The sequence below is a fragment of the Pseudomonas sp. 05N431 genome, assembly GCF_056397005.1.
Window position 1 is genome coordinate 399221 of record NZ_JBFTMN010000009.1, and the last position, 24658, is coordinate 423878.

The 24658-nt window shown below is 59.8% G+C and carries 26 protein-coding genes; 3 read left to right on the top strand and 23 right to left on the bottom strand.

Annotated elements, in window-relative coordinates:
• Positions 1-4: 4 nt before the first annotated feature.
• From ccmI to ccmA, 9 genes are all read right to left on the bottom strand, one after another.
• On the bottom strand, positions 5-1213 hold the full coding sequence (gene ccmI / locus AC1DIG_RS18370) for a c-type cytochrome biogenesis protein CcmI (protein ID WP_477768435.1): 1209 nt from the start codon (positions 1211-1213) through the stop codon (positions 5-7).
• The gene (locus AC1DIG_RS18375; RefSeq protein ID WP_019692350.1) at positions 1206-1679 is read right to left on the bottom strand and encodes a cytochrome c-type biogenesis protein; all 474 of its coding nucleotides are present in this window, start codon (positions 1677-1679) and stop codon (positions 1206-1208) included. The genes ccmI and AC1DIG_RS18375 overlap by 8 nt, the downstream gene beginning before the upstream one ends.
• Entirely contained in the window at positions 1676-2212 is a 537-nt protein-coding gene (locus AC1DIG_RS18380) for a DsbE family thiol:disulfide interchange protein (protein ID WP_477768436.1), read from the bottom strand. Before AC1DIG_RS18380 ends, AC1DIG_RS18375 begins: the two co-directional genes overlap by 4 nt.
• A complete protein-coding gene (locus AC1DIG_RS18385; protein WP_477768437.1) occupies positions 2209-4197 on the bottom strand; it encodes a heme lyase CcmF/NrfE family subunit in 1989 nt (662 codons plus the stop codon). Before AC1DIG_RS18385 ends, AC1DIG_RS18380 begins: the two co-directional genes overlap by 4 nt.
• A gap of 3 nt (positions 4198-4200) precedes the next feature.
• The gene (gene ccmE / locus AC1DIG_RS18390) at positions 4201-4656 is read right to left on the bottom strand and encodes a cytochrome c maturation protein CcmE (RefSeq protein ID WP_427529977.1); all 456 of its coding nucleotides are present in this window, start codon (positions 4654-4656) and stop codon (positions 4201-4203) included.
• Positions 4653-4829 carry a heme exporter protein CcmD gene (ccmD, locus tag AC1DIG_RS18395; RefSeq protein ID WP_019692354.1) on the bottom strand — a complete coding sequence of 59 codons (177 nt, stop codon included), beginning with the start codon at positions 4827-4829 and terminating at the stop codon, positions 4653-4655. Before ccmD ends, ccmE begins: the two co-directional genes overlap by 4 nt.
• A complete protein-coding gene (locus AC1DIG_RS18400; RefSeq protein WP_054596312.1) occupies positions 4829-5581 on the bottom strand; it encodes a heme ABC transporter permease in 753 nt (250 codons plus the stop codon). The genes ccmD and AC1DIG_RS18400 overlap by 1 nt, the downstream gene beginning before the upstream one ends.
• Before the next feature lie 77 nt (positions 5582-5658).
• A complete protein-coding gene (gene ccmB, locus AC1DIG_RS18405) occupies positions 5659-6327 on the bottom strand; it encodes a heme exporter protein CcmB (RefSeq protein ID WP_477768438.1) in 669 nt (222 codons plus the stop codon).
• Entirely contained in the window at positions 6324-6905 is a 582-nt protein-coding gene (ccmA, locus tag AC1DIG_RS18410) for a cytochrome c biogenesis heme-transporting ATPase CcmA (RefSeq protein ID WP_477768439.1), read from the bottom strand. The genes ccmB and ccmA overlap by 4 nt, the downstream gene beginning before the upstream one ends.
• 249 nt (positions 6906-7154) lie before the next feature.
• Here ccmA and fliK point away from each other — a divergent pair, with 249 nt between their 5' ends.
• Positions 7155-8726: a flagellar hook-length control protein FliK gene (fliK, locus tag AC1DIG_RS18415; protein WP_477768440.1), complete on the top strand. Its 1572-nt coding sequence runs from the start codon at positions 7155-7157 to the stop codon at positions 8724-8726.
• The gene (locus AC1DIG_RS18420; protein ID WP_477768441.1) at positions 8723-9052 is read left to right on the top strand and encodes an EscU/YscU/HrcU family type III secretion system export apparatus switch protein; all 330 of its coding nucleotides are present in this window, start codon (positions 8723-8725) and stop codon (positions 9050-9052) included. Before fliK ends, AC1DIG_RS18420 begins: the two co-directional genes overlap by 4 nt.
• A gap of 134 nt (positions 9053-9186) precedes the next feature.
• Here the strand turns inward: AC1DIG_RS18420 and AC1DIG_RS18425 are convergent, their stop codons facing one another.
• The 14 genes from AC1DIG_RS18425 to flhA form a co-directional block, all read right to left on the bottom strand.
• Complete coding sequence (locus tag AC1DIG_RS18425; RefSeq protein ID WP_477768442.1) at positions 9187-9579, bottom strand: DUF2802 domain-containing protein; 393 nt, start codon at positions 9577-9579, stop codon at positions 9187-9189.
• A complete protein-coding gene (locus AC1DIG_RS18430) occupies positions 9580-10065 on the bottom strand; it encodes a chemotaxis protein CheW (RefSeq protein WP_019692361.1) in 486 nt (161 codons plus the stop codon). It lies immediately after the preceding gene.
• A 76-nt stretch (positions 10066-10141) separates the two neighbouring features.
• A complete protein-coding gene (locus tag AC1DIG_RS18435; protein ID WP_477768443.1) occupies positions 10142-11011 on the bottom strand; it encodes a CheW domain-containing protein in 870 nt (289 codons plus the stop codon).
• A gap of 33 nt (positions 11012-11044) precedes the next feature.
• Positions 11045-11833: a ParA family protein gene (locus AC1DIG_RS18440; protein ID WP_054596306.1), complete on the bottom strand. Its 789-nt coding sequence runs from the start codon at positions 11831-11833 to the stop codon at positions 11045-11047.
• Positions 11834-11883: 50 nt separating this feature from the next.
• On the bottom strand, positions 11884-12771 hold the full coding sequence (gene motD, locus AC1DIG_RS18445) for a flagellar motor protein MotD (RefSeq protein ID WP_477768444.1): 888 nt from the start codon (positions 12769-12771) through the stop codon (positions 11884-11886).
• 15 nt (positions 12772-12786) lie between these two features.
• Entirely contained in the window at positions 12787-13527 is a 741-nt protein-coding gene (locus tag AC1DIG_RS18450) for a flagellar motor protein (protein ID WP_054596304.1), read from the bottom strand.
• Positions 13527-14654 carry a protein-glutamate methylesterase/protein-glutamine glutaminase gene (locus tag AC1DIG_RS18455; protein WP_477768445.1) on the bottom strand — a complete coding sequence of 376 codons (1128 nt, stop codon included), beginning with the start codon at positions 14652-14654 and terminating at the stop codon, positions 13527-13529. Before AC1DIG_RS18455 ends, AC1DIG_RS18450 begins: the two co-directional genes overlap by 1 nt.
• A gap of 49 nt (positions 14655-14703) precedes the next feature.
• Positions 14704-16935 carry a chemotaxis protein CheA gene (locus AC1DIG_RS18460; RefSeq protein WP_477768446.1) on the bottom strand — a complete coding sequence of 744 codons (2232 nt, stop codon included), beginning with the start codon at positions 16933-16935 and terminating at the stop codon, positions 14704-14706.
• A gap of 53 nt (positions 16936-16988) precedes the next feature.
• Positions 16989-17777, bottom strand: a complete 789-nt coding sequence (locus AC1DIG_RS18465; RefSeq protein ID WP_477768447.1) for a protein phosphatase CheZ — start codon at positions 17775-17777, stop codon at positions 16989-16991.
• A 30-nt stretch (positions 17778-17807) separates the two neighbouring features.
• Positions 17808-18179: a chemotaxis response regulator CheY gene (locus AC1DIG_RS18470; protein WP_003183998.1), complete on the bottom strand. Its 372-nt coding sequence runs from the start codon at positions 18177-18179 to the stop codon at positions 17808-17810.
• Positions 18180-18345: 166 nt separating this feature from the next.
• On the bottom strand, positions 18346-19086 hold the full coding sequence (fliA, locus tag AC1DIG_RS18475) for an RNA polymerase sigma factor FliA (RefSeq protein WP_007894214.1): 741 nt from the start codon (positions 19084-19086) through the stop codon (positions 18346-18348).
• The gene (gene fleN, locus AC1DIG_RS18480; protein WP_019692370.1) at positions 19083-19913 is read right to left on the bottom strand and encodes a flagellar synthesis regulator FleN; all 831 of its coding nucleotides are present in this window, start codon (positions 19911-19913) and stop codon (positions 19083-19085) included. The genes fliA and fleN overlap by 4 nt, the downstream gene beginning before the upstream one ends.
• A 114-nt stretch (positions 19914-20027) precedes the next feature.
• Positions 20028-21359, bottom strand: a complete 1332-nt coding sequence (gene flhF / locus AC1DIG_RS18485; protein WP_477768448.1) for a flagellar biosynthesis protein FlhF — start codon at positions 21357-21359, stop codon at positions 20028-20030.
• 11 nt (positions 21360-21370) lie between these two features.
• A complete protein-coding gene (flhA, locus tag AC1DIG_RS18490) occupies positions 21371-23500 on the bottom strand; it encodes a flagellar biosynthesis protein FlhA (protein WP_427539037.1) in 2130 nt (709 codons plus the stop codon).
• Positions 23501-23928: 428 nt separating this feature from the next.
• On the opposite strand from flhA, the gene AC1DIG_RS18495 reads away from it, so the two are divergent.
• Entirely contained in the window at positions 23929-24216 is a 288-nt protein-coding gene (locus tag AC1DIG_RS18495) for a DUF3077 domain-containing protein (protein WP_477768449.1), read from the top strand.
• The last annotated feature ends 442 nt before the right edge of the window (positions 24217-24658 follow it).

Here is a 24658-nt window from a genome sequence, read left to right on the forward strand (position 1 = left end):
CTGGTTATTTGTCTGGGCTGTCGATGGTCAATTGTTGCGGCGCGGTAGTGCTGCTGGCCAAAGGCTCGCTGCGACCGACCCACTCGCCGGCAGTCGGTTGGCCAGCACGGGAAACGCGCGCGACCAGTTGGACTTCAGGAAAGTTCGACAGTTTCAATTGCGGCATCATTGCGTCGGCATCGCCCAGCTCAACGGTCGCTGGCAGGTCGGCAACGGTCAGGCGTTTGGCTGCCAATGGCGCCGGAGGGCCTGAAGTGGCACGGGCGAAGATGAACACGCTGTCACCCGGTTGAACCTTGGCTTTCAACTCTGCCGCCAGATCAACCGTCACTTTAAGCAGTGCCGAAGGTTTAGCCACTACGGCAGGCGCCTTGGCGACCGTGCCGCCGCTCGCTTGCAGTTTTTCGGTTGCCCGCGCAATGCCACCTTCCAGCGCGCTGCGCGAGTTATCTTCGGGTGGCAGTTGCGCCAGCAGACGACCCCAGTAGTCGATGGCCTCTTGATAACGCTCGCCTTCGAAAGCCGCGATGCCCAACAGCCCAAGGCTGGTAACTTCTTTGGGATCGGTCTTGAGTGCTTCGTCGGTCAGTGCCTGGATCTTGTCCGACCACTTTTTGTTGTCGGCAAAGTACTGCGCCTGGGCCCACTGGCCGAGCAATTCCGGCTGACGGCCAGCCAATGCCACGGTGCGCTCGAAGATCTTCGCAGCGTCGCCAGGGCGGTCCTGAGCCATGTAGGTACGACCAAGGAAATACAGGCCTTCGGCGGAGTCCGGTTGAGCCGCCACAGCGCGTTCAAGACGACGGGTCATCTCTTCCATCGATTGCGGCGCCTGAGCGAATTCGCGGGTCAGTTCGACTTTGTCACTGGCGCCAAAATGCAAGTACAGCCCCAGGCCCAACACCGGTACCAGGATCGCTGCCAGAAGTGGCAACGGCTTGCCCAGACGGGAAACCCGGCCCGTGTCGGCGCCTTCGGTATCGGCCAGCAGTTCACGAGCCGCTTCATCACGCCCAGCGCTCATTTGCGTCGAATCAAGTACGCCTTCGGCCTGCTGAGCCTGCAACTCAGCCACGCGCTCCTGGTAAAGCGCCACGTTCAGCGCGGTACGATCCTCTTCGCGCTGGGCGCGACGGCCACGCAGAACCGGGATCAACAAAAAACTCAGGGCAACCAGTAGAAGCAGACCTGCGGCGAGCCAGAAATCAATCATTCTTGGTGTTATCCAACAGTTGGTCGAGGCGCTTGCGCTCATCAACAGAAAGCGTGTCTGTACCTGCCGTGCGCTCGGCACGACGGCGACGGACGATTACGGCGATCACCAGCACGCCACCGAGCAACAACCCGGCCGGGCCAAACCACAGCAGTGCGGTCTTGCTGTTCAGGGCTGGTTTGTAACGCACGAAGTCGCCATAGCGGTCGACCATGAAGTCGATGATCTGCTGGTTGTCCTTGCCCTCGCCGAGCATGCGGAAAATCTCTTTGCGCAGGTCAGCGGCAATCGGTGCATTGGAATCGGCAATGTCCTGATTCTGGCACTTGGGGCAACGCAGTTCTTTGGTCAGTTCGTGAAAACGCTCGCGCTCGGCGTCATTGGCGAACACGTAGGTGTCGATGGCCGCGTGAGCGACACCGGCGATACTCAGGCCGAGTACGGCGGCAGCAATCCAGCGCTTCATGGCTTGGCCTCATCGACCAGCGCCTGATACTTGGCCGCCAGTTGTTCACGCCACACCACTTCGTCGATCACCCCGACGTACTTGTCGCGGATGATGCCTTTAGCGTCAATGAAGAAGGTTTCCGGAGCGCCGTAAACGCCGAGGTTCAGGCCCAGGGAGCCCGCCTCGTCACGGATGTCCAGCAGGTACGGGTTGTGAAACTCGACCAGCCACTTCAAGGCATCGGCGTTGATGTCCTTGTAGTTGACGCCATAAATCACCACGCCTTGCTGGGCCAGCTTGTTCAGCACCGGGTGCTCGACCCGGCAGGAAATACACCAGGTGCCCCAGACGTTGACCAGGGCCGGTTTGCCCAGCAGATCAGCCTTGGTCAAGGTCTTGTCGCCTTGCACGGCCGGCAGGGAAAACTCGGGGAACGGCTTGCCGATCATCGCCGAGGGCAACTCGGCCGGGTTCAGGTAGAGCCCCCGGTAAAGAAACACCGCCACCACCAGAAACAGCGCCAGTGGCAACACCATTAACCAACGTCTCATGCAGTGGCTCCCGTCATGCCCAGCGCTTCACGCACGCGACTTTTCACCTTGACCCGATAACGACGATCCAGCGCCGCCAGCAACCCACCGAAACCTGTCAGCAAACCGCCGAACCAGATCCAGCGCACAAACGGCTTGACGTGCACGCGCACGGCCCAGGCGCCATTCTCCAGCGGCTCGCCGAGCGCCACGTACAGGTCGCGGGTGAAACCGGCGTCGATGCCGGCTTCGGTCATCATTGAATTTTGTACGGTGTACAGACGTTTTTCCGGGTGCAGCACCGCGACTTCCTTGCCCGACCGGATCACTCGAATGGTGCCTTTGTCGGAGGTGAAGTTCGGTCCTTCGAAGTGCTTGGCGCCCTCGAAAATGAAGTGATAACCGGCAAGGTCCATCGACTCGCCCGGCGCCAGACGCAGATCGCGCTCGGCGCTGTTCTGGCTCGAAAGCACCACGCCCAAGGCGCATACGGCGATACCCAGGTGCGCAACCTGCATGCCCCAATAGCTGCGGGTCAGGCTCGGCAGGCCTTTGATCAGGCCCTTGTTGCGGGTCTTGTCGAAAATGTCACGCACACCGGCCAGCAACACCCAGGCCGCGAGCATGAAGGTCGCCAGCACGGCCCAGTTGAAGTCGCCATAAGCGATCCCCGCGACGACCGCCAAAGCAGCGCTGCCGAGCAACACCGGGGTCAGCATGTTAATCAGCCATTTCACCGGGGTGTCTTTCCAGCGCACCAGCACACCGACGGCCATCACCACCATCAGCAACGCCATCAACGGAATGAACAATGCATTGAAATACGGCGGGCCGACCGACATCTTGGCGCCACTCAGGGCATCGAGCACCAGCGGATACAAGGTGCCGAGCAGAATCATCGAAGCCGCGACCACCAGTACCAGGTTGTTGCCGAGCAGCAGGGTCTCACGCGACCACAGGTTGAAGCCGACATGGCTCTTGACCACTGGCGCACGCAGGGCGAACAGCGTCAGCGAACCGCCGACTACAAACAGCAAGAAGATCAGGATGAACACGCCCCGCGCAGGGTCCGAGGCAAACGCGTGCACCGAAGTCAGCACGCCGGAACGCACCAGGAAGGTTCCCAGCAAACTCAGCGAGAACGCGGCAATGGCCAGCAACACGGTCCAGCTTTTGAACACGCCGCGTTTTTCGGTTACGGCCAACGAGTGAATCAGCGCCGTACCGACCAGCCAAGGCATGAACGAGGCGTTTTCCACCGGGTCCCAGAACCACCAGCCGCCCCAGCCGAGTTCGTAGTAGGCCCACCAGGAGCCGAGGGTGATGCCGATACCGAGGAACGCCCAGGCGACGATGGTCCAGGGCCGCGACCAACGGGCCCACGCCGCATCCAGGCGACCGCCGAGCAAGGCCGCAATCGCGAAGGCGAAGGCCACCGAGAAACCGACATAGCCCATGTAGAGCATCGGTGGATGAACGATCAGGCCAATGTCCTGCAGCAACGGGTTGAGGTCATGACCGTCAGTGGGAATCTGCGGCAGAACCCGTGCGAACGGGTTCGAGGTGAGAATCAGGAACAGCAGGAAACCGGTGCTGATCATGCCCATCACCGCCAGCACGCGAGCCAGCATGACCTGCGGCAACTGCCGGGAGAAGATCGACACGGCAAAGGTCCAGCCGCCGAGAATCAACGCCCAGAGCAGCAAGGAACCTTCGTGGGCACCCCACACCGCACTGAATTTGTAGTACCACGGCAATGAGCTGTTGGAGTTGTTGGCGACATACCCCACCGAAAAATCATCGGTCATGAAGGCGTAGGTCAGGCAGCCGAAGGCGAATACCAGAAAGGTGAACTGGCCCCAGGCCGCTGGCTGGGCCAACCCCATCCACATGCGCTCACCACGCCAGGCACCGAGCAACGGCACGGTGGCCTGAACGATGGCAAAGCACAGGGCGAGAATCATCGCCAGATGGCCCAACTCGGGAATGAAGATGCCTGAGGTCATGGATCAACCCTCCTTCGCGGGTGTTGGAGCGGATTGACCACTGTCTTTGAGCGCCTTGGTCACTTCCGGCGGCATGTATTTCTCGTCGTGCTTGGCCAGCACTTCGTCTGCCACCACCACGCCGTCTGCATTCAGTTTGCCCAGTGCAACGATGCCCTGCCCTTCGCGGAACAGGTCCGGGAGGATGCCGCGGTAGGTGATGGTCACGGATTTGTTGAAGTCGGTGACGATGAATTTCACGTCCAGCGAATCGCCGGAGCGTTGCAGCGAGCCCTTCTCGACCATGCCGCCAGCACGGATGCGCGTGTCTTGCGGGGCTTCGCCATTGGCGATTTGGGTCGGTGTGTAAAAGAGGTTGATGTTCTGCTGAAGGGCACTGAGGGCCAGGCCGACAGCAGCACCGACACCGACCAGGATCGCGAAAATAATGACAAGACGCTTTTTACGCAGCGGATTCACTTGCTGTTCTCCCGGCGCAGACGGCGCGCCTCTTGTTGCAGGTAACGCTTGCGGGCCAGGATCGGCGCAGCCACGTTGAGAGCCAGTACCGCCAGGCAGATGCCATAAGCCGACCAGACATAAAGACCGTGATGGCCCATGGCGAGGAAGTCGCCGAATGAAGCAAAACTCATTACGCGGCCTCCAGGCTGTTTTGTACTTCGGCCTTGACCCAACTGGCACGAGCTTCGCGCTTGAGCACTTCAAGGCGCATGCGCAGCAACAGCACGGCGCCGAAGAAACAGTAGAAACCCAGCACCGTCAGCAGCAACGGCAGCCACATTTCGGCCGGCATTGCCGGTTTTTCGGTGAGGCTGAAGGTGGCGCCCTGGTGCAGGGTGTTCCACCACTCCACCGAGTACTTGATGATCGGGATGTTGATCACGCCGACAATCGCCAGCACCGCGCAGGCCTTGGCCGCGCTGTCACGATTGCTGATGGCGTTGCCTAGCGCAATGAGACCGAAGTACAGAAATAGCAGAATCAGCATGGACGTAAGTCGTGCATCCCAGACCCACCACGATCCCCAGGTCGGTTTGCCCCAGATGGCCCCGGTGACCAGCGCCACGGCGGTCATCCAGGCACCGATCGGCGCTGCACATTGCAGGGCGACGTCCGCCAGCTTCATCTTCCATACCAGCCCGACAATGCCGCAGACCGCCAGCATCACATAGCAGGACTGCGCCAGCATGGCGGCCGGCACGTGAATGTAGATGATTCGAAAGCTGTTGCCTTGCTGGTAGTCCGGCGGCGCGAAGGCCAGGCCCCAGACCACGCCGACGCCGATCAGCAGCAACGCCGCGACACTCAGCCAGGGCAGCAGTTTGCCGCTGATGCCGTAAAACCATTTGGGCGAGCCGAGCTTATGAAACCAGGTCCAGTTCATTGCTGTTTCCATCACGGTTGTTCTTCGCCATCACGAAGAACCAGGGTCTTTACTGGCTAAAATTTAACCAGACCTCATTATTCGCCGACGCTGATCTTCAGGCCAGCGGCTATTGCAAAGGGTGTCAGGGTTATCGCCAGGGCGGTCAGGCTACCAAGCCACAGCAAATAACCGGTTGCCGGCATGCCCTGCAAGGCAGCCTGCAAGGCGCCACTGCCGAGAATCAACACCGGGATGTACAGCGGCAGAATCAATAACGCCAGCAGCAAGCCGCCACGCTTCAATCCGACCGTCAAGGCCGCGCCCACCGCACCGAGCAAGCTCAGTACCGGTGTACCGAGCAACAGCGATAAGAGCAAAACCGGCAGACAAGCGGCAGGCAAACCGAGCATCAACGCCAGTAACGGGGCAAGCAACACCAGTGCCAAGCCGGAAAACGCCCAGTGTGCCAGCACCTTAGCCAAAACCAGAAGAGGCAGGGGGTGCGACGAAAGGACCCACTGTTCAAGGGATCCGTCCTCGAAATCACTGCGGAAAAGCCCGTCCAGCGAGAGCAAAACCGATAAAAGGGCCGCGACCCAGACCAGTCCCGGTGACAAGGTTTGCAACAATTGTGTCTCAGGTCCGACCGCCAATGGGAATAATGAGACAACAATGGCGAAGAATACGAGAGGGTTGGCAAGCTCGGCAGGACGCCGACACAATAAACGCGCCTCACGGGCGACCAACAGTGCAAAAACACTCATACGGCCCATTGCCCCAAGTCGATGTCACGGTATCCGGCCGGCATCCGGGTCAACGTGTGGTGAGTGGTCAGAATCACCATGCCGCCTCGCTCGCAGTGTGCGGCCAGGTGTTCTTCCAACTGGGCGACGCCTTGTTTATCCAGCGCGGTAAATGGTTCGTCGAGAATCCACAACGCCGGGCTGTCCAGATACAAACGGGCCAGAGCCACGCGGCGTTGCTGGCCGGCGGACAGGGTGTGGCAAGGAACATCTTCAAAACCGCGCAGTCCTACCGCTGCCAGCGCCTGCCAGATCGCCTCATGAGTGGCGGGCTGGTGCAACGCGCACAGCCAGCTGAGGTTCTCTTCAGGGGTCAGCAGGTCCTTGATTCCGGCGGCATGGCCAATCCACAACAGGTTGTGGGCCAGCTCCGGGCGTTGCGTGCTCAAGGGCTGGCCGTTGAGCAACACCTGGCCACTGGTCGGCTGCATCAGCCCCGCGAGCAGGCGCAACAGGCTGGTCTTGCCGCTGCCATTGGGGCCGCTGATCTGCAACATGTCACCGCTGCCCAGACGCAACTCGAGGTTTTCGAAGAGCATCCGCCAGTCTCGCTCACAGGCGAGCGCTACGGCTTCTAGTAGAGGGATGGTCAAGAGATCGCGGGCCTTTACGGTTCAAGTCGGCAATGGAGCGGCCGTTAAAGTGATGCAGCATAGATGCATTGACGGCCTGTTCTAGAGAGCTGCGTCAAACATTTGCGATGTTTTCCGCGCCCCGACAACAACGGGGCCGCATTATACATGTCATGTCCTACTCCCAAGAGGGCAATTTCGACAGGGTGTGACCTGATGACCGGCGAGATGAACATCCTTCCACTGCCCCCCACTACGCCAGCCACCTCGCGCCCGCTCGTGGTCAGTGGCGAGTTGCTCAAGCTGCAGACCCCGGTGGAAGGTTTGATCGCCGCCGGGCAAAGCGCCAACGCTGAAGTGCTGTCGCTCAAACAGAACGACCAGACATTCCAGCTGCTGCTCAAGGTCACCCTGGACGGTGGCCGTCAAACCACCGTGCAGGTCACCAGCAACCAGCCGTTGCCTCTGGGCACCAACCTGACGGTCAGCCAGCCTTCAGCCAGTAATCTGGCGATTACCGTGCAACAGGCCATCGCCGCCAACGTCGCCACCCTCACCCGCCTCGATACGTCGCAACTGCCGGTTGGCACCCTGCTGCAAGGTAAAGTGCTGACCACCCAGCAGATGCCGCAAACACCGGGACAGCCGGCGGTCTATCGCTCGCTGGTGAGTGTGCTCAATACCGCGCTCAGTGGCAGCACCTTGAGCATCGACAGCCCGCTGCCGTTGCGTATCGGCAGCCTGCTCAGCGCCTTGGTCCAGGGCGCGCAGAGCCTGAGTTTCGTGCCACTGGCCAGTCGTCAGGAGCAATTGGCGGTGAGTCAGCAACTGCTGGCCCAGCAAAGTCGCCAAGGCTCATTGAGTGGGCTGATCGATGCCTTGCAAAATCTGCCAGACTCCGACACCACCTCCGACGACCTGCGCGCTGCCGTCGACAAACTGCTCGCCGACCTGCCGGATGTTCAGCAACTGAGCACGCCCAAAGGCCTGGCTCAGGCGCTGGCCAACAGCGGATTGTTCCTGGAAAGCAAACTGCTCACTGGCCAGAACCCGGCCCTGACACCGGACCTGAAAGGCAATTTGCTGCGATTGATCGCACAATTGGCCCCCGACCTGCCGGCCAATACCAGTTTCAACGCGGTCATCGCTGCCAACACCCTGGCCCAGGCGCTGCCAAGCTTTGTCCGCAGCGCCCTCGGCACCCTCGGGCAGGTCAGCGCAAAACCGCAGCCAAGCAACTTCCCCCTGCCCTCGCGGTTGCTGCAAAGCCTGGAGGGTGAAGGCGACCTGGAACACTTGCTGCGCCTGGCCGCAGCAGCCGTTTCCCGCCTGCAAAGCCATCAACTGTCGAGCCTGGAACAGACCGGCATGACCGAGGATGGCAAGCTGCAAACCACCTGGCAGCTGGAAATCCCCCTGCGCAATCTGCAAGACATCGTGCCGTTGCAGGTGAAGTTTCAACGCGAAGACACACCGGAAAAGGAACAGCACGAGAAATCCGTTGAGCGCGAGCCGAAACAGCGGCTCTGGCGAGTCGAGCTGGCGTTCGACATGGAACCGCTCGGGCCGTTGCAAATCCAGGCACAATTAGCCCAGGGCAAGCTCTCCAGCCAGCTCTGGGCCGAACGGCCTTATACCGCCAGCCTGATCGAAAGCAACCTGGATGGTTTGCGCGCACAACTGCTGGCATCGGGCCTGAATGTTGGCGATCTGAATTGCCACCTCGGCACACCGCCCCAAGGCAATCAAACCCGCCTCGAACAACGCTGGGTCGACGAAACCGCATGAACAACCACACGCCACCGCGTCAGGCCATCGCCCTCAAATACGACGGCCAACATGCCCCGACACTCACCGCCAAAGGCGATGACGAACTGGCCGAAGCGATTCTGAAAATCGCCCGCGACTATGAAGTGCCGATTTACGAGAACGCCGAGCTGGTGAAGTTGCTGGCGAGGATGGAGTTGGGTGAAAGCATCCCAGAAGAGCTGTACCGCACGATTGCCGAGATCATTGCGTTTGCATGGAAACTCAAGGGCAAGTTTCCGCAAGGGCATGGTTCAGAGGCAGCGATGGTGGAGCGGGATGTAACAGATCGCGGGGAGGATTACTGAAGTTTCAAGGGCGTCATCGCGAGCAAGCTCGCTCCCACAAGGGATCGGTGGTGGACACAAAATGTGTGAACGCCGCCAATTCATTGTGGGAGCGAGCTTGCTCGCGATAGCGATCTCAGCCCAATCGCAACAAATCAGTTCTTGTGCAACTTGCTCATCAACTCGGCCTCTGCCTGGGTCAGGCCGCAGGACTGGGTCAATTCGTCGACGCTGGCGCCCATCCCCACCAGGCGGGCTGCCTGGGCGAATGACAGGCTCGACGGGTCGCGCTGCTCAAGCTGGGCCAGCTTGTCCGGCAAGGGGCCGACCACCGCACGCAGTTCATGCAGGTCTTCACCCATGCGCACGTTACCGTTCTGATAATCGTCGACGCGCTTGGCCAGGTCCTTGATGCGCTGATCCCGCAACGCATTGCCCTGGGCTTGCAGCGCTGCCAGCTCTCGCTGCTTGCGCGTGTAAGCCAGGAACATCGCCAGGGTCCCTGCCCACAGGAGCCCCAGTAAAATGACAGCAACCTCGAGAATCAATCAGATACTCTCCAGTTCCGACCACTCTTCTTCGCTCATCATCTTGTCCAGCTCGACCAGGATCAGCAGCTCGTTGTTCTTGTTGCACACGCCCTGGATGAACTTGGCCGATTCTTCGTTACCGACGTTAGGCGCGGTTTCGATCTCGGACTGACGCAGGTAAACCACTTCGGCCACGCTGTCGACCATGATCCCGACCACTTGCTTGTCGGCTTCGATGATCACGATACGGGTGTTGTCGCTGACTTCGACGGTGCCCAGGCCAAAGCGCTGGCGGGTGTCGATGACAGTCACCACGTTGCCGCGCAGGTTGATGATGCCCAGCACGTAGCTTGGTGCACCCGGAACCGGAGCGATTTCGGTGTAGCGCAGGACTTCCTGAACGCGCATCACGTTGATGCCGTAGGTTTCATTGTCCAGCTTGAAGGTTACCCATTGCAGGATCGGATCTTCGGAACCCTTTGCAGACGACGCCTTATCATTCATACCCTGACCCCTCGAAAAACCGCCTGTGGCGGTGTGTGTTCTGTCCGACCGCACCGTGTATGCGGCCAGCTGTTTGTTATGTAGGTTTGTGGGCCGGCTTGCCGCCGCCCATGTGCTTGGCACCGCCACTGGCGATCAACTCCGCCAGCTCCGAGACATCCAGCAACGCACACATGTGCTCGATCACCGTCCCGGCCAGCCATGGCCGTTGACCCCGATGGCTGCGCCATTTGATTTCATTCGGGTCCAGGCGCAACGAGCGGCTGACCTGATGCACCGCCAGCCCCCACTCGTAGCCCTGAACCGAGATTACGTATTGCAGGCCCTGGCGGAAGTCATCGCGATAACGATCGGGCATGACCCAGCGCGCGGTATCCAGCACCTTCAGGTTGCCGGCCTGGCTTGGCAGAATCCCAAGGAACCATTCCGGCTGACCGAACAACGGTGTCAGCTCATGACCGGCCAACGAGTAAATCGAACCGAGGCACACCAGCGGCACGGCCAGGGTCAAACCGGCGACGTCGAACAACAGGCATTCAAATGGTTCGGCAGCCCAGCTTGGCCGATCATCGCCGACCACCGGCGGTGGCGTGTTACTCGGCGGCAGATGGACTTCAACCACCGGCTCGACCAGCGCTTTGAGCAAGGGAGCGACCGTTGAAACCGGCGCCAGAATCGGTGCCGGCGCTTCCAGTACCGGCACTACAACGGGAGGTGCAACCGCTGGCTTTTGTGCATCGCGAGCCTGCTCTTCGAGCACCGCAGCCTGGAACTCGTCCAGTGCGCCTTGCGCCTCAATGGCTTCGACGACCTCGACGACTTCTACAGCCTCGGGTAAGACCTCGACTTCTGCCGGCCATTCCTCGGTCGCGTCTTGTAACAACGCATCCAGATAGGACTGCAACGCCAGTTGTGGTCTGCTGGTAATTTTTACTGGCCGGTTCATTGGCACCCCACCCCGGCAAAGAAAAGATTCACCTCAAGCCACCTGCGGAACAAGTTGCTGCGCCAGCAAATGCTTGAGCAGTGCGCGGTACGCCAGCACACCACGGCTCTTGCCGTCGAACTGCGAAGGGGTCAGGCCGGCACGGCTGGCATCACGCAGTCGGGTATCGACCGGGATGTAGCCTTGCCAGATTTCTTCCGGGTACATGTCGCGCAGCACCCGCAAGGTTCCCAGCGAGGCTTGGGTGCGACGGTCGAACAGGGTCGGCACGATGCTGAACGGCAGCGCTTGCTTACGCGAACGGTTGATCATCGCCAAGGTGTTGACCATGCGCTCCAGACCTTTCACTGCCAGGTGCTCAGTCTGCACCGGGATCACCAACTGCTGGCTGGCCGCCAAGGCATTGACCATCAGCACACCGAGCAACGGCGGGCTGTCGATCAACGCGTAATCGAAGTCCTGCCACAATTGCGCCAGGCTCTTGGCGATCACCAGGCCCAGGCCACTCTGCCCCGGCGACTGGCGCTCGAGGGTGGCGAGCGCAGTGCTCGACGGCAACAGGGAAATACGTTCATCGCTGGTCGGCAGCAACAACTGCCCGGGCAAGCCTTGCGGCACGCTGCCCTTGTGCAGAAACAGGTCGTAGCTGCTGTGTTCCAGGCTGTCGGGGTCGTAGCCGAAGTAGCTGGTCATGGAGCCGTGCGGATCGAGATCGACCACAACCACGCGCTTGCCCGCCTCAGCCAGCAATCCGGCTAAAGCGATGGAGGAAGTGGTTTTACCGACACCACCCTTTTGATTGGCAACTGCCCAGACTCTCATTCAGATTGTTCCTCCCGGTCGAATCAATACAACCGAGAAATAGCTCAACGTTATAAGCCGGGTGACGGAGAATTGACGGCACTCGCGCGTCCCGGCGACTTGACAGTCGTCGGTGCAGTTTGTGTGCCAGCACGCTTCAATGCGGCGTCCGGTTTTGCATTAGCCGTTCCGGTACCGGTCAGGCTGCGGCGTACATCGAGATTGCGCGACACCACCAACACCACTCGCCGGTTACGCGCACGCCCTTCGGCGGTCGCGTTATTGGCCACTGGCTGGAATTCGCCGTAACCCACCGAAGCCAGACGCCCGGGGTTGACACCTTGCATGGCAAGCATGCGCACGATGCTCGCCGAGCGGGCCGAGGACAGCTCCCAGTTGGTCGGGTACTGCGCGGTACGGATCGGTTGATCGTCGGTGAAACCTTCAACGTGAATCGGGTTGTCGAACGGCTTCAGAATGGCCGCAACCTTGTCGATGATGTTGAACGCGATATCGCTGGGCATGGCATCGCCGCTGCCGAACAGCAGGCTCGAATTGAGTTCGATCTCGACCCACAACTCGTTGCCACGCACGGTCATCTGATTGGAGCTGATCAAATCGCCAAAGGCGGCACTGATGTCATCGGCAATGCTCTTGAGCGGGTCCTTGCTGGCCTGGGCGATACCGGCGTCGATCTGCTCGCTGTCCTTGACCAGCGGTTTGGCCGGGGTGACCGTCTTCGGACGTTCGTCACCGATGGGGATCGGCTTGAGGGCACGGTCAGAGTTGGTAAAGACCCCGACCAGTGCTTCGGAAATTTCCTTGTACTTGCCTTCGTTGATCGAAGAGATGGAGTACATCACCACGAAAAAGGCGAACAGCAGTGTGATGAAGTCCGCGTAAGACACCAGCCAGCGCTCGTGGTTGACGTGTTCATCGTGCTGACGGCGACGAGCCATAGTCCATTACCTCCATCAGTCCATGAAGCCCTGAAGCTTCAACTCGATGGAGCGAGGGTTTTCACCTTCGGCGATCGACAGAATGCCTTCCAGCAACATTTCGCGATAACGCGACTGCCGCAACGCGATGGACTTGAGCTTGCTGGCAATCGGCAACAGCACCAGGTTGGCGCTGGCCACGCCGTAGATGGTCGCGACGAAGGCCACAGCAATGCCGCTGCCCAACTGCGACGGATCACCCAGATTGCCCATGACGTGAATCAGACCCATGACCGCACCGATGATCCCGATGGTCGGCGCATAGCCGCCCATGCTTTCAAAAACTTTGGCGGCTTCGATGTCACGGCTTTCCTGGGTGTAGAAATCCACCTCCAGGATGCTGCGAATTGACTCGGGCTCAGCGCCGTCAACCAGCAATTGCAAGCCTTTGCGTGAATAGCTGTCAGGTTCGCTATCCGCTACCCCTTCAAGCCCGAGCAAACCTTCCTTGCGCGCGGTGAGGCTCCAGTTGACCACGCGGTCGATGCCACCGGCCAAGTCGACGCGAGGCGGAAAAAGGATCCAGCGAAGAATCTGCATGGCGCGCTTGAAGGCACTCATCGGCGACTGCAACAACGCGGCGCCAATGGTCCCGCCGAGCACGATCAACGCCGCCGGACCGTTGGCCAAGGCACCGAGATGACCACCCTCAAGGTAGTTGCCACCAATAATGGCGATGAACGCCATGATGATCCCGATGAGGCTTAAAACATCCATCAGATGCACGCCTCGGCCAGGTGCTTGCCGATATCGTCGAGGCCGTAGATCGCGTCAGCCAGATCGGCTTTGACGATCGCCATCGGCATCCCGTAGATCACGCAACTGGCTTCATCCTGGGCCCAGACCGCGCTGCCGCCCTGCTTGAGCAGACGCGCGCCTTCGCGACCGTCGGCGCCCATGCCGGTAAGGACCACCGCCAGAACTTTGTCGCCGTAGGACTTGGCCGCCGAACCGAAGGTGATGTCCACGCACGGTTTGTAGTTCAGACGCTCGTCGCCCGGGAGGATTTTCACCGCGCCACGGCCGTCGATCATCATTTGCTTGCCACCCGGTGCCAGCAACGCCAGGCCAGGACGCAGGATGTCGCCATCCTCGGCTTCCTTGACGCTGATCCGGCAGAGCTTGTCCAAACGCTCGGCGAAAGCCTTGGTGAAGGCCGCCGGCATGTGCTGGATCAGCACGATCGGCGCCGGGAAGTTTGCCGGCAGCTGTGTCAGCACCCGCTGCAATGCAACCGGGCCGCCGGTTGAGGTACCAATGGCAACCAGTTTGTAGGCTTTGCGTTTCGGTGCCGGCGACGAGGTGCTGGCAACCGGCGCACGCGCAGGAATCGGCGCCGGAGCCGGACGCGCAGGTGCACTGCTGCCGAAACTCGAAGGGGCCGGTGTCGGTGCCGGTGCTGGCGCGGCCGCTGGAGCCGGGGCGCTGTAGGCGCTGAAACGACGGTTACTGCGCGAAATGCTGTGAACCTTTTCGCACAGCAGTTGCTTGACCTTCTCGGGGTTGCGCGAGATGTCTTCGAAATTCTTCGGCAGGAAATCCACCGCGCCAGCGTCCAGTGCATCGAGAGTGACCCGAGCGCCTTCGTGTGTCAGCGAGGAGAACATCAAAACCGGGGTAGGACAGCGCTGCATGATGTGCCGCACCGCCGTGATGCCATCCATCATCGGCATCTCGTAGTCCATGGTGATCACGTCTGGCTTGAGGGCCAAGGCCTGATCGATCGCCTCTTTACCGTTGGTCGCCGTACCGACGACCTGGATACTCGGATCCGCTGAAAGAATTTCCGAGACGCGGCGGCGGAAAAAACCAGAATCATCCACCACCAGGACTTTGACTGCCATAAACACTCCGTTAGACGGAGCGAGGCTCAGTCGCCCCGCTCCACCAGAATCAAATACGCCGTGCGGCGTAACGCTTGAGCATGCTCGGAACATCGAGAATCAAGGCGATGCGGCCGTCACCGGTAATGGTGGCGCCGGACATGCCCGGGGTTCCCTGAAGCATTTTGCCCAATGGCTTGATGACCACTTCTTCCTGGCCCACCAGTTGATCGACGACGAAGCCGATCCGCTGAGTGCCCACCGAAAGGATCACCACATGGCCTTCACGCTGCTCTTCGTGAGCGGCGGAGCTGACCAGCCAGCGTTTGAGGTAGAACAATGGCAGCGCCTTGTCCCGCACGATCACCACTTCCTGACCGTCGACCACGTTGGTGCGCGACAGGTCGAGATGGAAAATTTCGTTGACGTTGACCAGCGGGAAAGCAAAGGCCTGGTTGCCGAGCATGACCATCAGCGTCGGCATGATCGCCAGGGTCAACGGGACCTTGATGACGATCTTCGAGCCCTTGCCCTTGGTCGAGTAGATATTGATGGTGCCGTTGAGCTGGGCGATCTTGGTTTTCACCACATCCATGCCCACGCCACGACCGGACACGTCGGAGATCTCGGTTTTGGTCGAGAAACCCGGCGCGAAAATCAGGTTGAAGCAGTCGGACTCGCTGAGACGGTCGGCCGCATCCTTGTCCATCAAGCCTTTCTTTACGGCAATACCGCGCAAAACATCAGCGTCCATGCCCTTGCCGTCATCAGAGATGGACAGCAGGATGTGATCGCCTTCCTGTTCCGCGGACAGAATCACTTTGCCGCTGCGAGGCTTGCCCATCGCCTCACGATCGGCCGGTTCTTCGATACCGTGGTCGACCGAGTTACGCACCAAGTGGACCAACGGGTCGGCCAGGGCCTCGACGAGGTTCTTGTCGAGGTCGGTTTCTTCACCGACCAGCTCCAGATTGATCTCTTTCTTCAACTGGCGCGCAAGGTCGCGAACCAGGCGCGGGAAGCGCCCGAAGACTTTCTTGATCGGCTGCATCCGGGTCTTCATCACCGCGGTCTGCAAGTCGGCCGTGACCACGTCGAGGTTCGACACGGCCTTGGACATGGCTTCGTCGCCGCTGTTGAGGCCCAGACGGACCAAGCGGTTACGTACCAGTACCAGCTCGCCGACCATGTTCATGATTTCGTCGAGACGCGCGGTATCCACACGTACGGTGGTCTCGGCTTCACTGGCCGGTTTTTCCGGTGGCGGTGAGGCTGGTGCGCGAGCTGGGGCCGGTGCAGCAGCAGGTTTGGGCGCTTCGGCTTTTGGCTCGGGCGCTTTAGCCACAGGCGCTGGCGCTGCAGCCTTGGCAACTGGCGCCGCCACCGAAGCAGCAGAACCTGTGCCGACCTCAGAGAATTTGCCTTTGCCATGCAATTCGTCGAGCAGCGATTCGAACTCGTGATCGGAGATCAGATCGCTGCCAGCGGCCGCAGCCACAGGTGCCGCAGGCGCAGGAACAGCAGCAATCGCCGATTCCAGAGCATCAACGGCGAAGTTGCCTTTGCCATGCAACTGATCGAGCAGTGCTTCGAATTCGTCGTCGGTAATGTCGGAGCTGTCGCCTGCCGCTTTCGGGGCAGCCGGTGCGGCGGGCACTGCGGCCACTGCATCAGGGGCGAACTGGCCTTTGCCGTGCAATTGGTCGAGCAACGACTCGAACTCGGCATCGGTGATTTCATCGCTGCCGGCAGCTGCTTCAGGTGCCGGGGCAACGGATGCTTCGGCCTCAGCCTTGACCGCGTTCAGCGAGTCCAGCAGCAGTTCGAATTCATTGTCGGTGATGTCGCCCGATTCGCTTTCAGCGGCAGGTGCTTGAACCACTTCAGCAACCGGCTGTGCTTCGTCGGCTGTTTGCGGCTCGGCCAGACGGGCCAGCGCCGCCAGCAGTTCCGGTGTAGCCGCAGTGATCGGTGCTCGTTCGCGGACTTCGCTAAACATGCTGTTCACCGCGTCCAGCGCTTCGAGAACCACGTCCATCAGTTCCGAGTCGACGCGACGCTCACCCTTGCGCAAGATGTCGAACACGTTCTCGGCGATGTGACAGCACTCCACCAGCTCGTTGAGCTGGAGGAAGCCGGCGCCCCCTTTTACAGTGTGAAAACCGCGAAAAATTGCATTGAGCAAGTCCGCATCATCTGGTCGGCTTTCCAGCTCGACCAGCTGTTCGGACAGTTGCTCTAGAATCTCGCCGGCCTCAACCAGGAAATCCTGAAGGATCTCTTCATCGGCGCCGAAGCTCATTAAGGGGGTGCTCCTGAGGTCTAAAAACCTAAAAAACCTAAAATGCTAAAACTCTAAAATCCTAGGCTGGATAACAAATCGTCCACATCGTCCTGACCGGACACAACGTCTTCTCTTTTATCGGCATGAATCTGCGGACCTTCACCCTGAGAGAGATGTTTTTGCGGATCTTTTTCAGCCAGCATCGCTTCATGGTCATGTTCGATACCCGCAAAGCGGTCTACCTGACTGGCCATGAGTACGAGCTTGAGCAGGTTGCTTTCGACTTCGGTGACCAATTGAGTCACGCGCTTGATCACCTGACCGGTCAGGTCCTGGTAATCCTGAGCCAGCAGAATATCGTTGAGGTTGCCCGAGACGACCTGGCTTTCCTCGACGCTACGCGTCAGGAAACCGTCGACACGCCGGGCCAGTTCGCGGAACTCTTCGGCACCGACTTCGCGGCGCATGAAACGCCCCCAGTCCGCGCTCAAGGCCTGGGCGTCAGTGCTCAGGCCATTGACCAGCGGAGTGCTGTTCTCGACCAGATCCATGGTCCGGTTCGCGGCCGCTTCGGTCAGCTTGACCACATAGGACAGGCGCTCGGTGGCATCCGTGATCTGAGAGACTTCCTCGGCTTGCGGCATGTGCGGGTCAATCTGAAAATTGACGATCGCGCTGTGCAGCTCGCGAGTGAGCTTGCCCACCTCCTGGTACAGGCCGCGGTCACGGGTCTGATTGAGCTCATGGATCAGTTGCACAGCGTCACCGAACCTGCCCTTTTCAAGGCTTTCGACCAGTTCGTGAGCGTGTTTTTTCAGGGTCGATTCGAAATCGCCCTGTGAAGATTCTCTTTGCTCCATAGCTCCCCCGTGGCGCAGTGGCTCAGCACATCAACCGATGCGTTCGAATATTTTTTCGATCTTCTCTTTCAACGCCTGGGCCGTGAAGGGTTTGACCACATAGCCGTTTACACCGGCTTGAGCGGCTTCGATGATCTGCTCGCGCTTGGCTTCGGCAGTGACCATCAGCACCGGCAGGTGCTTGAGCTTTTCATCGGCGCGCACGTGGCGCAGCAAATCGATACCGGTCATGCCAGGCATGTTCCAGTCCGTTACCAGAAAGTCGATGCTCCCGCTGTTGAGGACGGGAATGGCGGTAGTACCGTCGTCCGCCTCGACCGTGTTGGTGAACCCAAGGTCACGCAACAGGTTTTTTATGATCCGCCGCATCGTTGAGAAGTCATCAACGATGAGGATTTTCATGTTCTTGTCCAATTCGACCTCCAAGCAGTCTTAAACGCGTTCAGCACCTGAACACGCCATTCAATCAATCAGGCAGAGCACTCAACGACTGTCTGGAGCACAACGGATTGAGACCTGCAGAGCTTTACGCCTTGCCTGTTTCGTTCGCAGTGTCCCCACACTGCTGTCAGCGCGCTCGCCACTCCCCCAAACGCCCCCGCAAACGGGCCGCGCACTGGCTGTGTAACTGGCTGACCCGCGATTCACTGACTCCCAGGACCTCACCGATTTCCTTGAGATTCAGCTCTTCGTCGTAGTACAGCGCCAACACCAGTCGCTCACGCTCCGGCAAATTGGCAATCGCATCCGCCAGTGCAGCCTGGAAGCGTTCATCTTCCAGGTCGCGCGACGGTTCGAGATGAGCACTCGCGCCATCCTCGTGCAGCCCTTCATGCTCGCCGTCCTGCAACAGATCGTCGAAGCTGAACAGGCGACTGCCCAAGGTGTCGTTCAAAATCCCGTAATAATCGTCGAGACTCAATTGGAGTTCGGCCGCAACCTCGTGATCTTTAGCGTCACGCCCGGTTTTAGCTTCAATTGAGCGAATCGCGTCACTCACCATCCGGGTATTGCGGTGTACCGAGCGTGGCGCCCAGTCACCTTTGCGGACTTCATCGAGCATCGCGCCACGGATACGGATCCCTGCGTATGTCTCGAAACTCGCACCTTTGCTCGCGTCGTATTTGGTCGACACTTCAAGCAAACCGATCATGCCTGCCTGGATCAGGTCCTCGACCTGAACACTGGCCGGCAAGCGCGCCAACAGGTGATAGGCAATTCGTTTTACCAGTGGCGCGTAACGCTCGATCAGTTCGTACTGCGCGTCACGCGCCGACTTCTTGTACAGGTTGTAACCGCTGGCTGTCATAGAACCGGACCCGCAGTTTGCTGCACCAGACGCTCGACGAAAAATTCCAGGTGCCCACGCGGGTTGGCAGGCAACGGCCAGGTATCGACTTTCTGCGCGATGGCCTTGAACGCCAGTGCACATTTGGAGCGAGGAAACGCTTCATACACGGCGCGCTGCTTCTGCACGGCCTTGCGCACGCATTCGTCGTAAGGCACCGCACCGACGTATTGTAAGGCGACGTCGAGGAAGCGATCCGTGACCTTGGTCAACTTGGCGAACAGATTTCGCCCTTCCTGCGGGCTTTGCGCCATGTTGGCCAGCACTCGGAAGCGGTTCATGCCGTAATCGCGGTTGAGCAATTTGATCAGCGCGTAGGCGTCAGTGATCGAGGTCGGCTCGTCACACACCACCAGCAATACTTCCTGGGCGGCACGAACAAAACTGACGACCGACTCACCAATGCCCGCCGCCGTGTCGATCACCAATACGTCGAGGTTATCGCCAATGTCGCTGAATGCCTGAATCAGGCCAGCATGCTGGGCCGGGCTCAGATGAACCATGCTCTGGGTACCGGACGCTGCTGGAACAATGCGAATTCCGCCCGGCCCCTGAAGTAATACATCGCGCAGTTCACAGCGGCCTTCGATGACGTCGGCCAGCGTACGCTTGGGCGTGAGCCCCAGCAGGACGTCGACGTTCGCCAGCCCCAGGTCGGCATCCAGCAGCATGACGCGCCGGCCGAGCTCAGCAAGAGCCAGGGACAAGTTCACTGACACATTAGTCTTCCCGACGCCACCTTTGCCGCCGGTCACTGCGATCACCTGTACGGGATGCATGCTGCCCATGTTCGTTCTTTACCTTGTCTTGCTTAGACGCGGACTACATGACTGGCTGCGCGCTCACTTGTGAACAATGCATGGCAGGCCATCGATGTAGATACAAATCTATTCATTATTACCTCAGCCGACACGCTTGGCCGGGCTGTGGTAGAGGTCAGCGAACATATCAGCCATGGCTTCTTCGCTGGGTTCTTCCTGCATCTGCACGCTTACGGCGCGACTGACCAACTGATGCCGGCGCGGTAAATGTAGATCATCCGGGATCCGTGGCCCGTCGGTCAGATAAGCGACAGGTAATTCGTGGCTGATTGCCAGGCTCAACACCTCGCCCAGACTCGCTGTTTCATCCAGTTTAGTCAGAATGCAGCCTGCCAGCCCGCACCGCTTGTAACTGTGATAAGCGGCAGTCAGCACCTGTTTCTGGCTGGTAGTGGCCAGCACCAGATAATTCTTCGACTTGATCCCGCGACCGGCCAGGCTTTCCAGCTGCATGCGCAACGCCGGATCACTGGCCTGCAGACCTGCGGTATCGATCAACACCACACGCTTGCGCAACAGTGGATCAAGGGCTTGCGCCAGGGACTGGCCCGGATCGACGTGAGTCACCGAGACATTGAGGATACGCCCCAGGGTCTTGAGCTGTTCCTGAGCACCAATGCGGAAGCTGTCCATACTCACCAGCGCGATGTTCTGCGCACCGTACTTGAGCACGTAACGTGCGGCCAGCTTGGCCAGCGTCGTGGTTTTGCCCATGCCGGCAGGGCCGACCATGGCGATCACGCCACCCTCTTCCAGTGGTTCGATCTCGGGAGTCACGATCATCCGCGCCAGGTGCGCCAACAGCATGCGCCAGGCCTGACGGGGCTCTTCAATTTCAGTAATCAGTTCCAGCAGATCGCGCGACAGCGGACCGGACAGGCCAATACGTTGCAGGCGACGCCACAGGTTGGCTTGCTGCGGGCGACTGCCTTGCAGCTGGTTCCAGGCCAGCGAACCCAACTGCACTTCGAGCAGTTCACGCAGACCATTGAGTTCGAAACGCATCGAGTCGAACGCTCGTGGGTCAACCCCGGCAGACGGTGCAGGCGCCGGAGCAGGACGCGGCCGCTCGGCAAAGGTCGGCTCGATCAAAGGCTCCGCAGCGGTCAGCGGCAGGCCGGCGAACAGCTGGCGATTGGTGCCGACGCTCGCGTCACCCTCACCGTCGCCACGCAGGCTCAATTCAGCCTGAGCCGTGACGATCCGCGATTGGGTCTTGCGCAACTCGTCTTCGAGTTCGATATTCGGCACACGCGGGGCCAGCGCCGACAGCTTGTAATCCAGGGCAGCCGTCAGCTCGACACCACCGGCGATCCGACGATTACCGATAATGGCCGCATCAGCGCCCAGCTCATCACGAACCAGCTTCATGGCCTGACGCATATCGGCGGCGAAAAAACGCTTAACTTGCATAAACCACTACCTCAGCCGTTGGGCCCTACTGTCGCAACGATGGTCACTTGCTTGTTGTCAGGGATTTCCTGATAAGCCAACACATGCAACCCCGGCACTGCCAGACGTCCGAACCGCGAGAGCATCGCGCGTACCGGACCTGCTACCAACAGAATCACCGGTTGACCTTGCATTTCCTGACGCTGCGCGGCGTCGATCAACGAACGTTGCAGCTTCTCTGCCATGCTTGGCTCCAGCAGAACGCCCTCTTCCGAGCCTTGTCCTGCCTTCTGAAGACTATTGAGCAATATTTGTTCCAACCTTGGCTCCAAGGTGATCACAGGCAGCTCGGACTCAGTGCCTACAATGCTTTGGACGATAGCGCGCGATACGCCAACCCGCACGGCGGCCACCAAAGCGGCAGTATCTTGACTCTTGGCGGCGTTGTTCGCGATGGCCTCGGCAATACTGCGAATGTCACGAACCGGAACCTGTTCGGCCAACAAGGCTTGCAGCACTTTGAGCAGTTGCGACAGCGAAACAACGCCCGGTACCAGCTCCTCGGCCAGTTTTGGCGAGCTTTTGGCCAGCAATTGCATGAGTTGCTGAACTTCTTCGTGGCCGATCAGCTCGCTGGAGTGCTTGTACAGAATCTGGTTGAGGTGAGTTGCCACCACCGTACTGGCATCGACCACGGTGTAACCCAGGGACTGTGCCTGCGGACGCTGACTGATTTCGATCCAGACCGCCTCCAGGCCAAAGGCCGGATCTTTGGCGGTGATGCCATTGAGCGTGCCGTAGACCTGCCCGGGGTTGATCGCCAGTTCGCGATCCGGATAAATCTCGGCTTCGGCGAGGATTACCCCCATCAGGGTCAGGCGGTAGGCACTCGGCGCCAGGTCGAGGTTGTCGCGAATGTGCACGGTCGGCATCAGGAAGCCCAGATCCTGGGAAAGCTTCTTGCGCACGCCCTTGATCCGCGCCAGCAACTGACCACCCTGGTTGCGATCCACCAGCGGAATCAGCCGGTAACCAACCTCAAGGCCGATCATGTCGATCGGGGTCACATCATCCCAGCCCAGCTCTTTGGTTTCCATGGCCCGTGCCGGCGACGGCAGCAGCTCTTGCTGACGCTTGACCTCTTCCAGAGCCTGAACCTTGACGATGTTCTGCTTTTTCCAGAACAGATACGCGGCGCCCGCTGCGACGGCGGCCATGCTGAGAAAGGAAAAGTGCGGCATGCCTGGCACCAGGCCCATGACCGCCATCAAACCGGCCGCTACCGCCAGCGCCTTGGGGGACGCGAACATCTGCCGATTGATCTGCTTGCCCATGTCTTCCGAACCGGAAGCACGGGTCACCATGATCGCCGCCGCGGTGGACAACAGCAGTGATGGCAATTGCGCCACCAAACCGTCACCGATGGTCAGCAATGCGTAGACCTTGCCGGCATCGCCGAAACTCATGCCGTGCTGGAAGATCCCGACCGCCATGCCGCCAATCAGGTTGATGAACAGAATCAGCAGACCGGCGATAGCGTCACCGCGCACGAACTTGCTGGCACCGTCCATCGAACCGTAGAACTCGGCCTCCTGGGCCACCTCCATACGGCGCAGCTTGGCTGCGGGCTGGTCGATCAGCCCGGCGTTCAGGTCGGCGTCGATGGCCATCTGCTTGCCCGGCATCGCATCGAGGGTAAAACGCGCGCTGACCTCGGAAATCCGCCCGGCACCTTTGGTCACCACGACGAAGTTGATGATCATCAAAATCGCGAAAACCACGATACCGACCACGTAGTTACCGCCGATGACCACCTCACCGAAGGCCTGAATCACCTTGCCGGCGGCGGCATGGCCGTCCTGACCGTGAAGCATCACCACCCGGGTCGAGGCCACGTTCAATGCCAGTCGCAGCAACGTGGCGACCAGCAGAATGGTCGGAAACACCGCAAAATCCAGCGGCCGCAAGGCATAGACGCAGACCAGCAGCACGACAATTGACAGCGCAATGTTGAAGGTGAAAAACACGTCGAGCAGGAACGGCGGGACCGGCAACATCATCATCGCCAGCATGACCAACAGCAACAGCGGCACACCCAGATTGCCTCGACTGAGGTCTGCCAGGTTGCTGCGGGCACTGTTGATTAACTGAGAGCGATCCACCGGTATTCCCCGTTCCTTGAAGCAAACTTTTGACGCCTGAAGCAGGCGCAGGCCGGCTATTGCAAGAAGCCTTCCAACTTTTGCTGGGGTTTGAAATAGAGGGGTTTACAGGAAGATTTGTGCTGCTTGTGCGGGCCTCTTCGCGGGCAAGCCCGGCTCCCACAGTAATCGGGGCTGACCGCGAACTGAGTGTTCGGCACAGAACCTGTGGGAGCGGGCTTGCCCGCGAAGAGGCCGGAATATTCAACGCCCATCCTGAGAATGCGCCCACAAACCTGAAAAACAGCGGGAAACGTCCGACAGGCTTTCAAGGTTGCCCCTCGGAAGTGGCATCGCTAGTCTTCGGTGGTCGCTGCCAAATCAGCGACCGGGCCTGGAAACCCGGTGAGTAATCGAGGCCGCTCTAACCAGTAAACGAGAACCTCGCCATGAACAAATCTTCGCACCTCCACGATTTAAAAATCGCCGGCTTCACCCCCTTCTCCATCCACGACGATCAAGCCCTGTTCCGCGTCAACAGTGGCGTCCCTCTGCTCACTGCCTTGTCCCACGTCTCCGACCTGCTCCACCTCTCCAGGATGCTGGCCGAAGATGCAGCGATGGAGCGCAAAACCGACCGCTATGCCTGGACCTCCTACTACTTGCAGGAGATGAGTAAGGCGGTGATCGATGACGTGGTGAAGGTGCTGGGGGCGCCAGGTAATAATCGCGATTGAATAAAAAGCCCCGCGCTTCTCTTGAAGGCGGGGGCTTTCAGGTGTTTAGTCATCAGCTCAAACGGCTATCAGCAATTCTCCTGATACACCGCGGCGCGGCCTTCGCGAGCAGGCTCGCCCACCGTTTTGATCTGTGCATATCCGCGAATGATTGTGATGCTCCCACGCTTTGCATCAGCTCACAAATCGTGACGCAGAGCGTCACAGGATGCATTCCCACGCGGAGCGTGGGAACGAGATCTAAGCCATACGCGCTCTTACCACTCAGGCCGGCCGGTAGGCCGCCGTGCTTTGCTGTTGATCTTGATCCACCCGCCCCTATCGGGAGGCCGAGTGGAGGTGTTCATCAGGGGGTGGGCGCGCAGCGCCGTACGGCGCAGCCGGACACATCGAGAGGAGGTCGTCGCGAAGCAGACCGTAGGCGATGCCCCCTGATGAATGC

Excerpts from the sequence above, each read along its gene's own strand:
- fleN (WP_019692370.1), bottom strand. The coding sequence starts at position 19,913 with ATGGGCAGCATGCATCCCGTACAGGTGATCGCAGTGACCGGCGGCAAA.
- AC1DIG_RS18465 (WP_477768447.1), bottom strand. The coding sequence starts at position 17,777 with ATGGAGCAAAGAGAATCTTCACAGGGCGATTTCGAATCGACCCTGAAA.
- AC1DIG_RS18420 (WP_477768441.1), top strand. The coding sequence starts at position 8,723 with ATGAACAACCACACGCCACCGCGTCAGGCCATCGCCCTCAAATACGAC.
- fliA (WP_007894214.1), bottom strand. The coding sequence starts at position 19,086 with ATGACAGCCAGCGGTTACAACCTGTACAAGAAGTCGGCGCGTGACGCG.
- motD (WP_477768444.1), bottom strand. The coding sequence starts at position 12,771 with ATGGCTCGTCGCCGTCAGCACGATGAACACGTCAACCACGAGCGCTGG.
- AC1DIG_RS18440 (WP_054596306.1), bottom strand. The coding sequence starts at position 11,833 with ATGAGAGTCTGGGCAGTTGCCAATCAAAAGGGTGGTGTCGGTAAAACC.
- AC1DIG_RS18460 (WP_477768446.1), bottom strand. The coding sequence starts at position 16,935 with ATGAGCTTCGGCGCCGATGAAGAGATCCTTCAGGATTTCCTGGTTGAG.
- AC1DIG_RS18435 (WP_477768443.1), bottom strand. The coding sequence starts at position 11,011 with ATGAACCGGCCAGTAAAAATTACCAGCAGACCACAACTGGCGTTGCAG.
- AC1DIG_RS18430 (WP_019692361.1), bottom strand. The coding sequence starts at position 10,065 with ATGAATGATAAGGCGTCGTCTGCAAAGGGTTCCGAAGATCCGATCCTG.
- AC1DIG_RS18470 (WP_003183998.1), bottom strand. The coding sequence starts at position 18,179 with ATGAAAATCCTCATCGTTGATGACTTCTCAACGATGCGGCGGATCATA.
- ccmB (WP_477768438.1), bottom strand. The coding sequence starts at position 6,327 with ATGAGTGTTTTTGCACTGTTGGTCGCCCGTGAGGCGCGTTTATTGTGT.
- AC1DIG_RS18375 (WP_019692350.1), bottom strand. The coding sequence starts at position 1,679 with ATGAAGCGCTGGATTGCTGCCGCCGTACTCGGCCTGAGTATCGCCGGT.
- AC1DIG_RS18400 (WP_054596312.1), bottom strand. The coding sequence starts at position 5,581 with ATGAACTGGACCTGGTTTCATAAGCTCGGCTCGCCCAAATGGTTTTAC.
- fliK (WP_477768440.1), top strand. The coding sequence starts at position 7,155 with ATGACCGGCGAGATGAACATCCTTCCACTGCCCCCCACTACGCCAGCC.
- AC1DIG_RS18450 (WP_054596304.1), bottom strand. The coding sequence starts at position 13,527 with ATGGATGTTTTAAGCCTCATCGGGATCATCATGGCGTTCATCGCCATT.
- AC1DIG_RS18455 (WP_477768445.1), bottom strand. The coding sequence starts at position 14,654 with ATGGCAGTCAAAGTCCTGGTGGTGGATGATTCTGGTTTTTTCCGCCGC.
- ccmD (WP_019692354.1), bottom strand. The coding sequence starts at position 4,829 with ATGAGTTTTGCTTCATTCGGCGACTTCCTCGCCATGGGCCATCACGGT.
- AC1DIG_RS18385 (WP_477768437.1), bottom strand. The coding sequence starts at position 4,197 with ATGACCTCAGGCATCTTCATTCCCGAGTTGGGCCATCTGGCGATGATT.
- ccmI (WP_477768435.1), bottom strand. The coding sequence starts at position 1,213 with ATGATTGATTTCTGGCTCGCCGCAGGTCTGCTTCTACTGGTTGCCCTG.
- ccmA (WP_477768439.1), bottom strand. The coding sequence starts at position 6,905 with ATGCTCTTCGAAAACCTCGAGTTGCGTCTGGGCAGCGGTGACATGTTG.
- flhF (WP_477768448.1), bottom strand. The coding sequence starts at position 21,359 with ATGCAAGTTAAGCGTTTTTTCGCCGCCGATATGCGTCAGGCCATGAAG.
- AC1DIG_RS18380 (WP_477768436.1), bottom strand. The coding sequence starts at position 2,212 with ATGAGACGTTGGTTAATGGTGTTGCCACTGGCGCTGTTTCTGGTGGTG.
- AC1DIG_RS18495 (WP_477768449.1), top strand. The coding sequence starts at position 23,929 with ATGAACAAATCTTCGCACCTCCACGATTTAAAAATCGCCGGCTTCACC.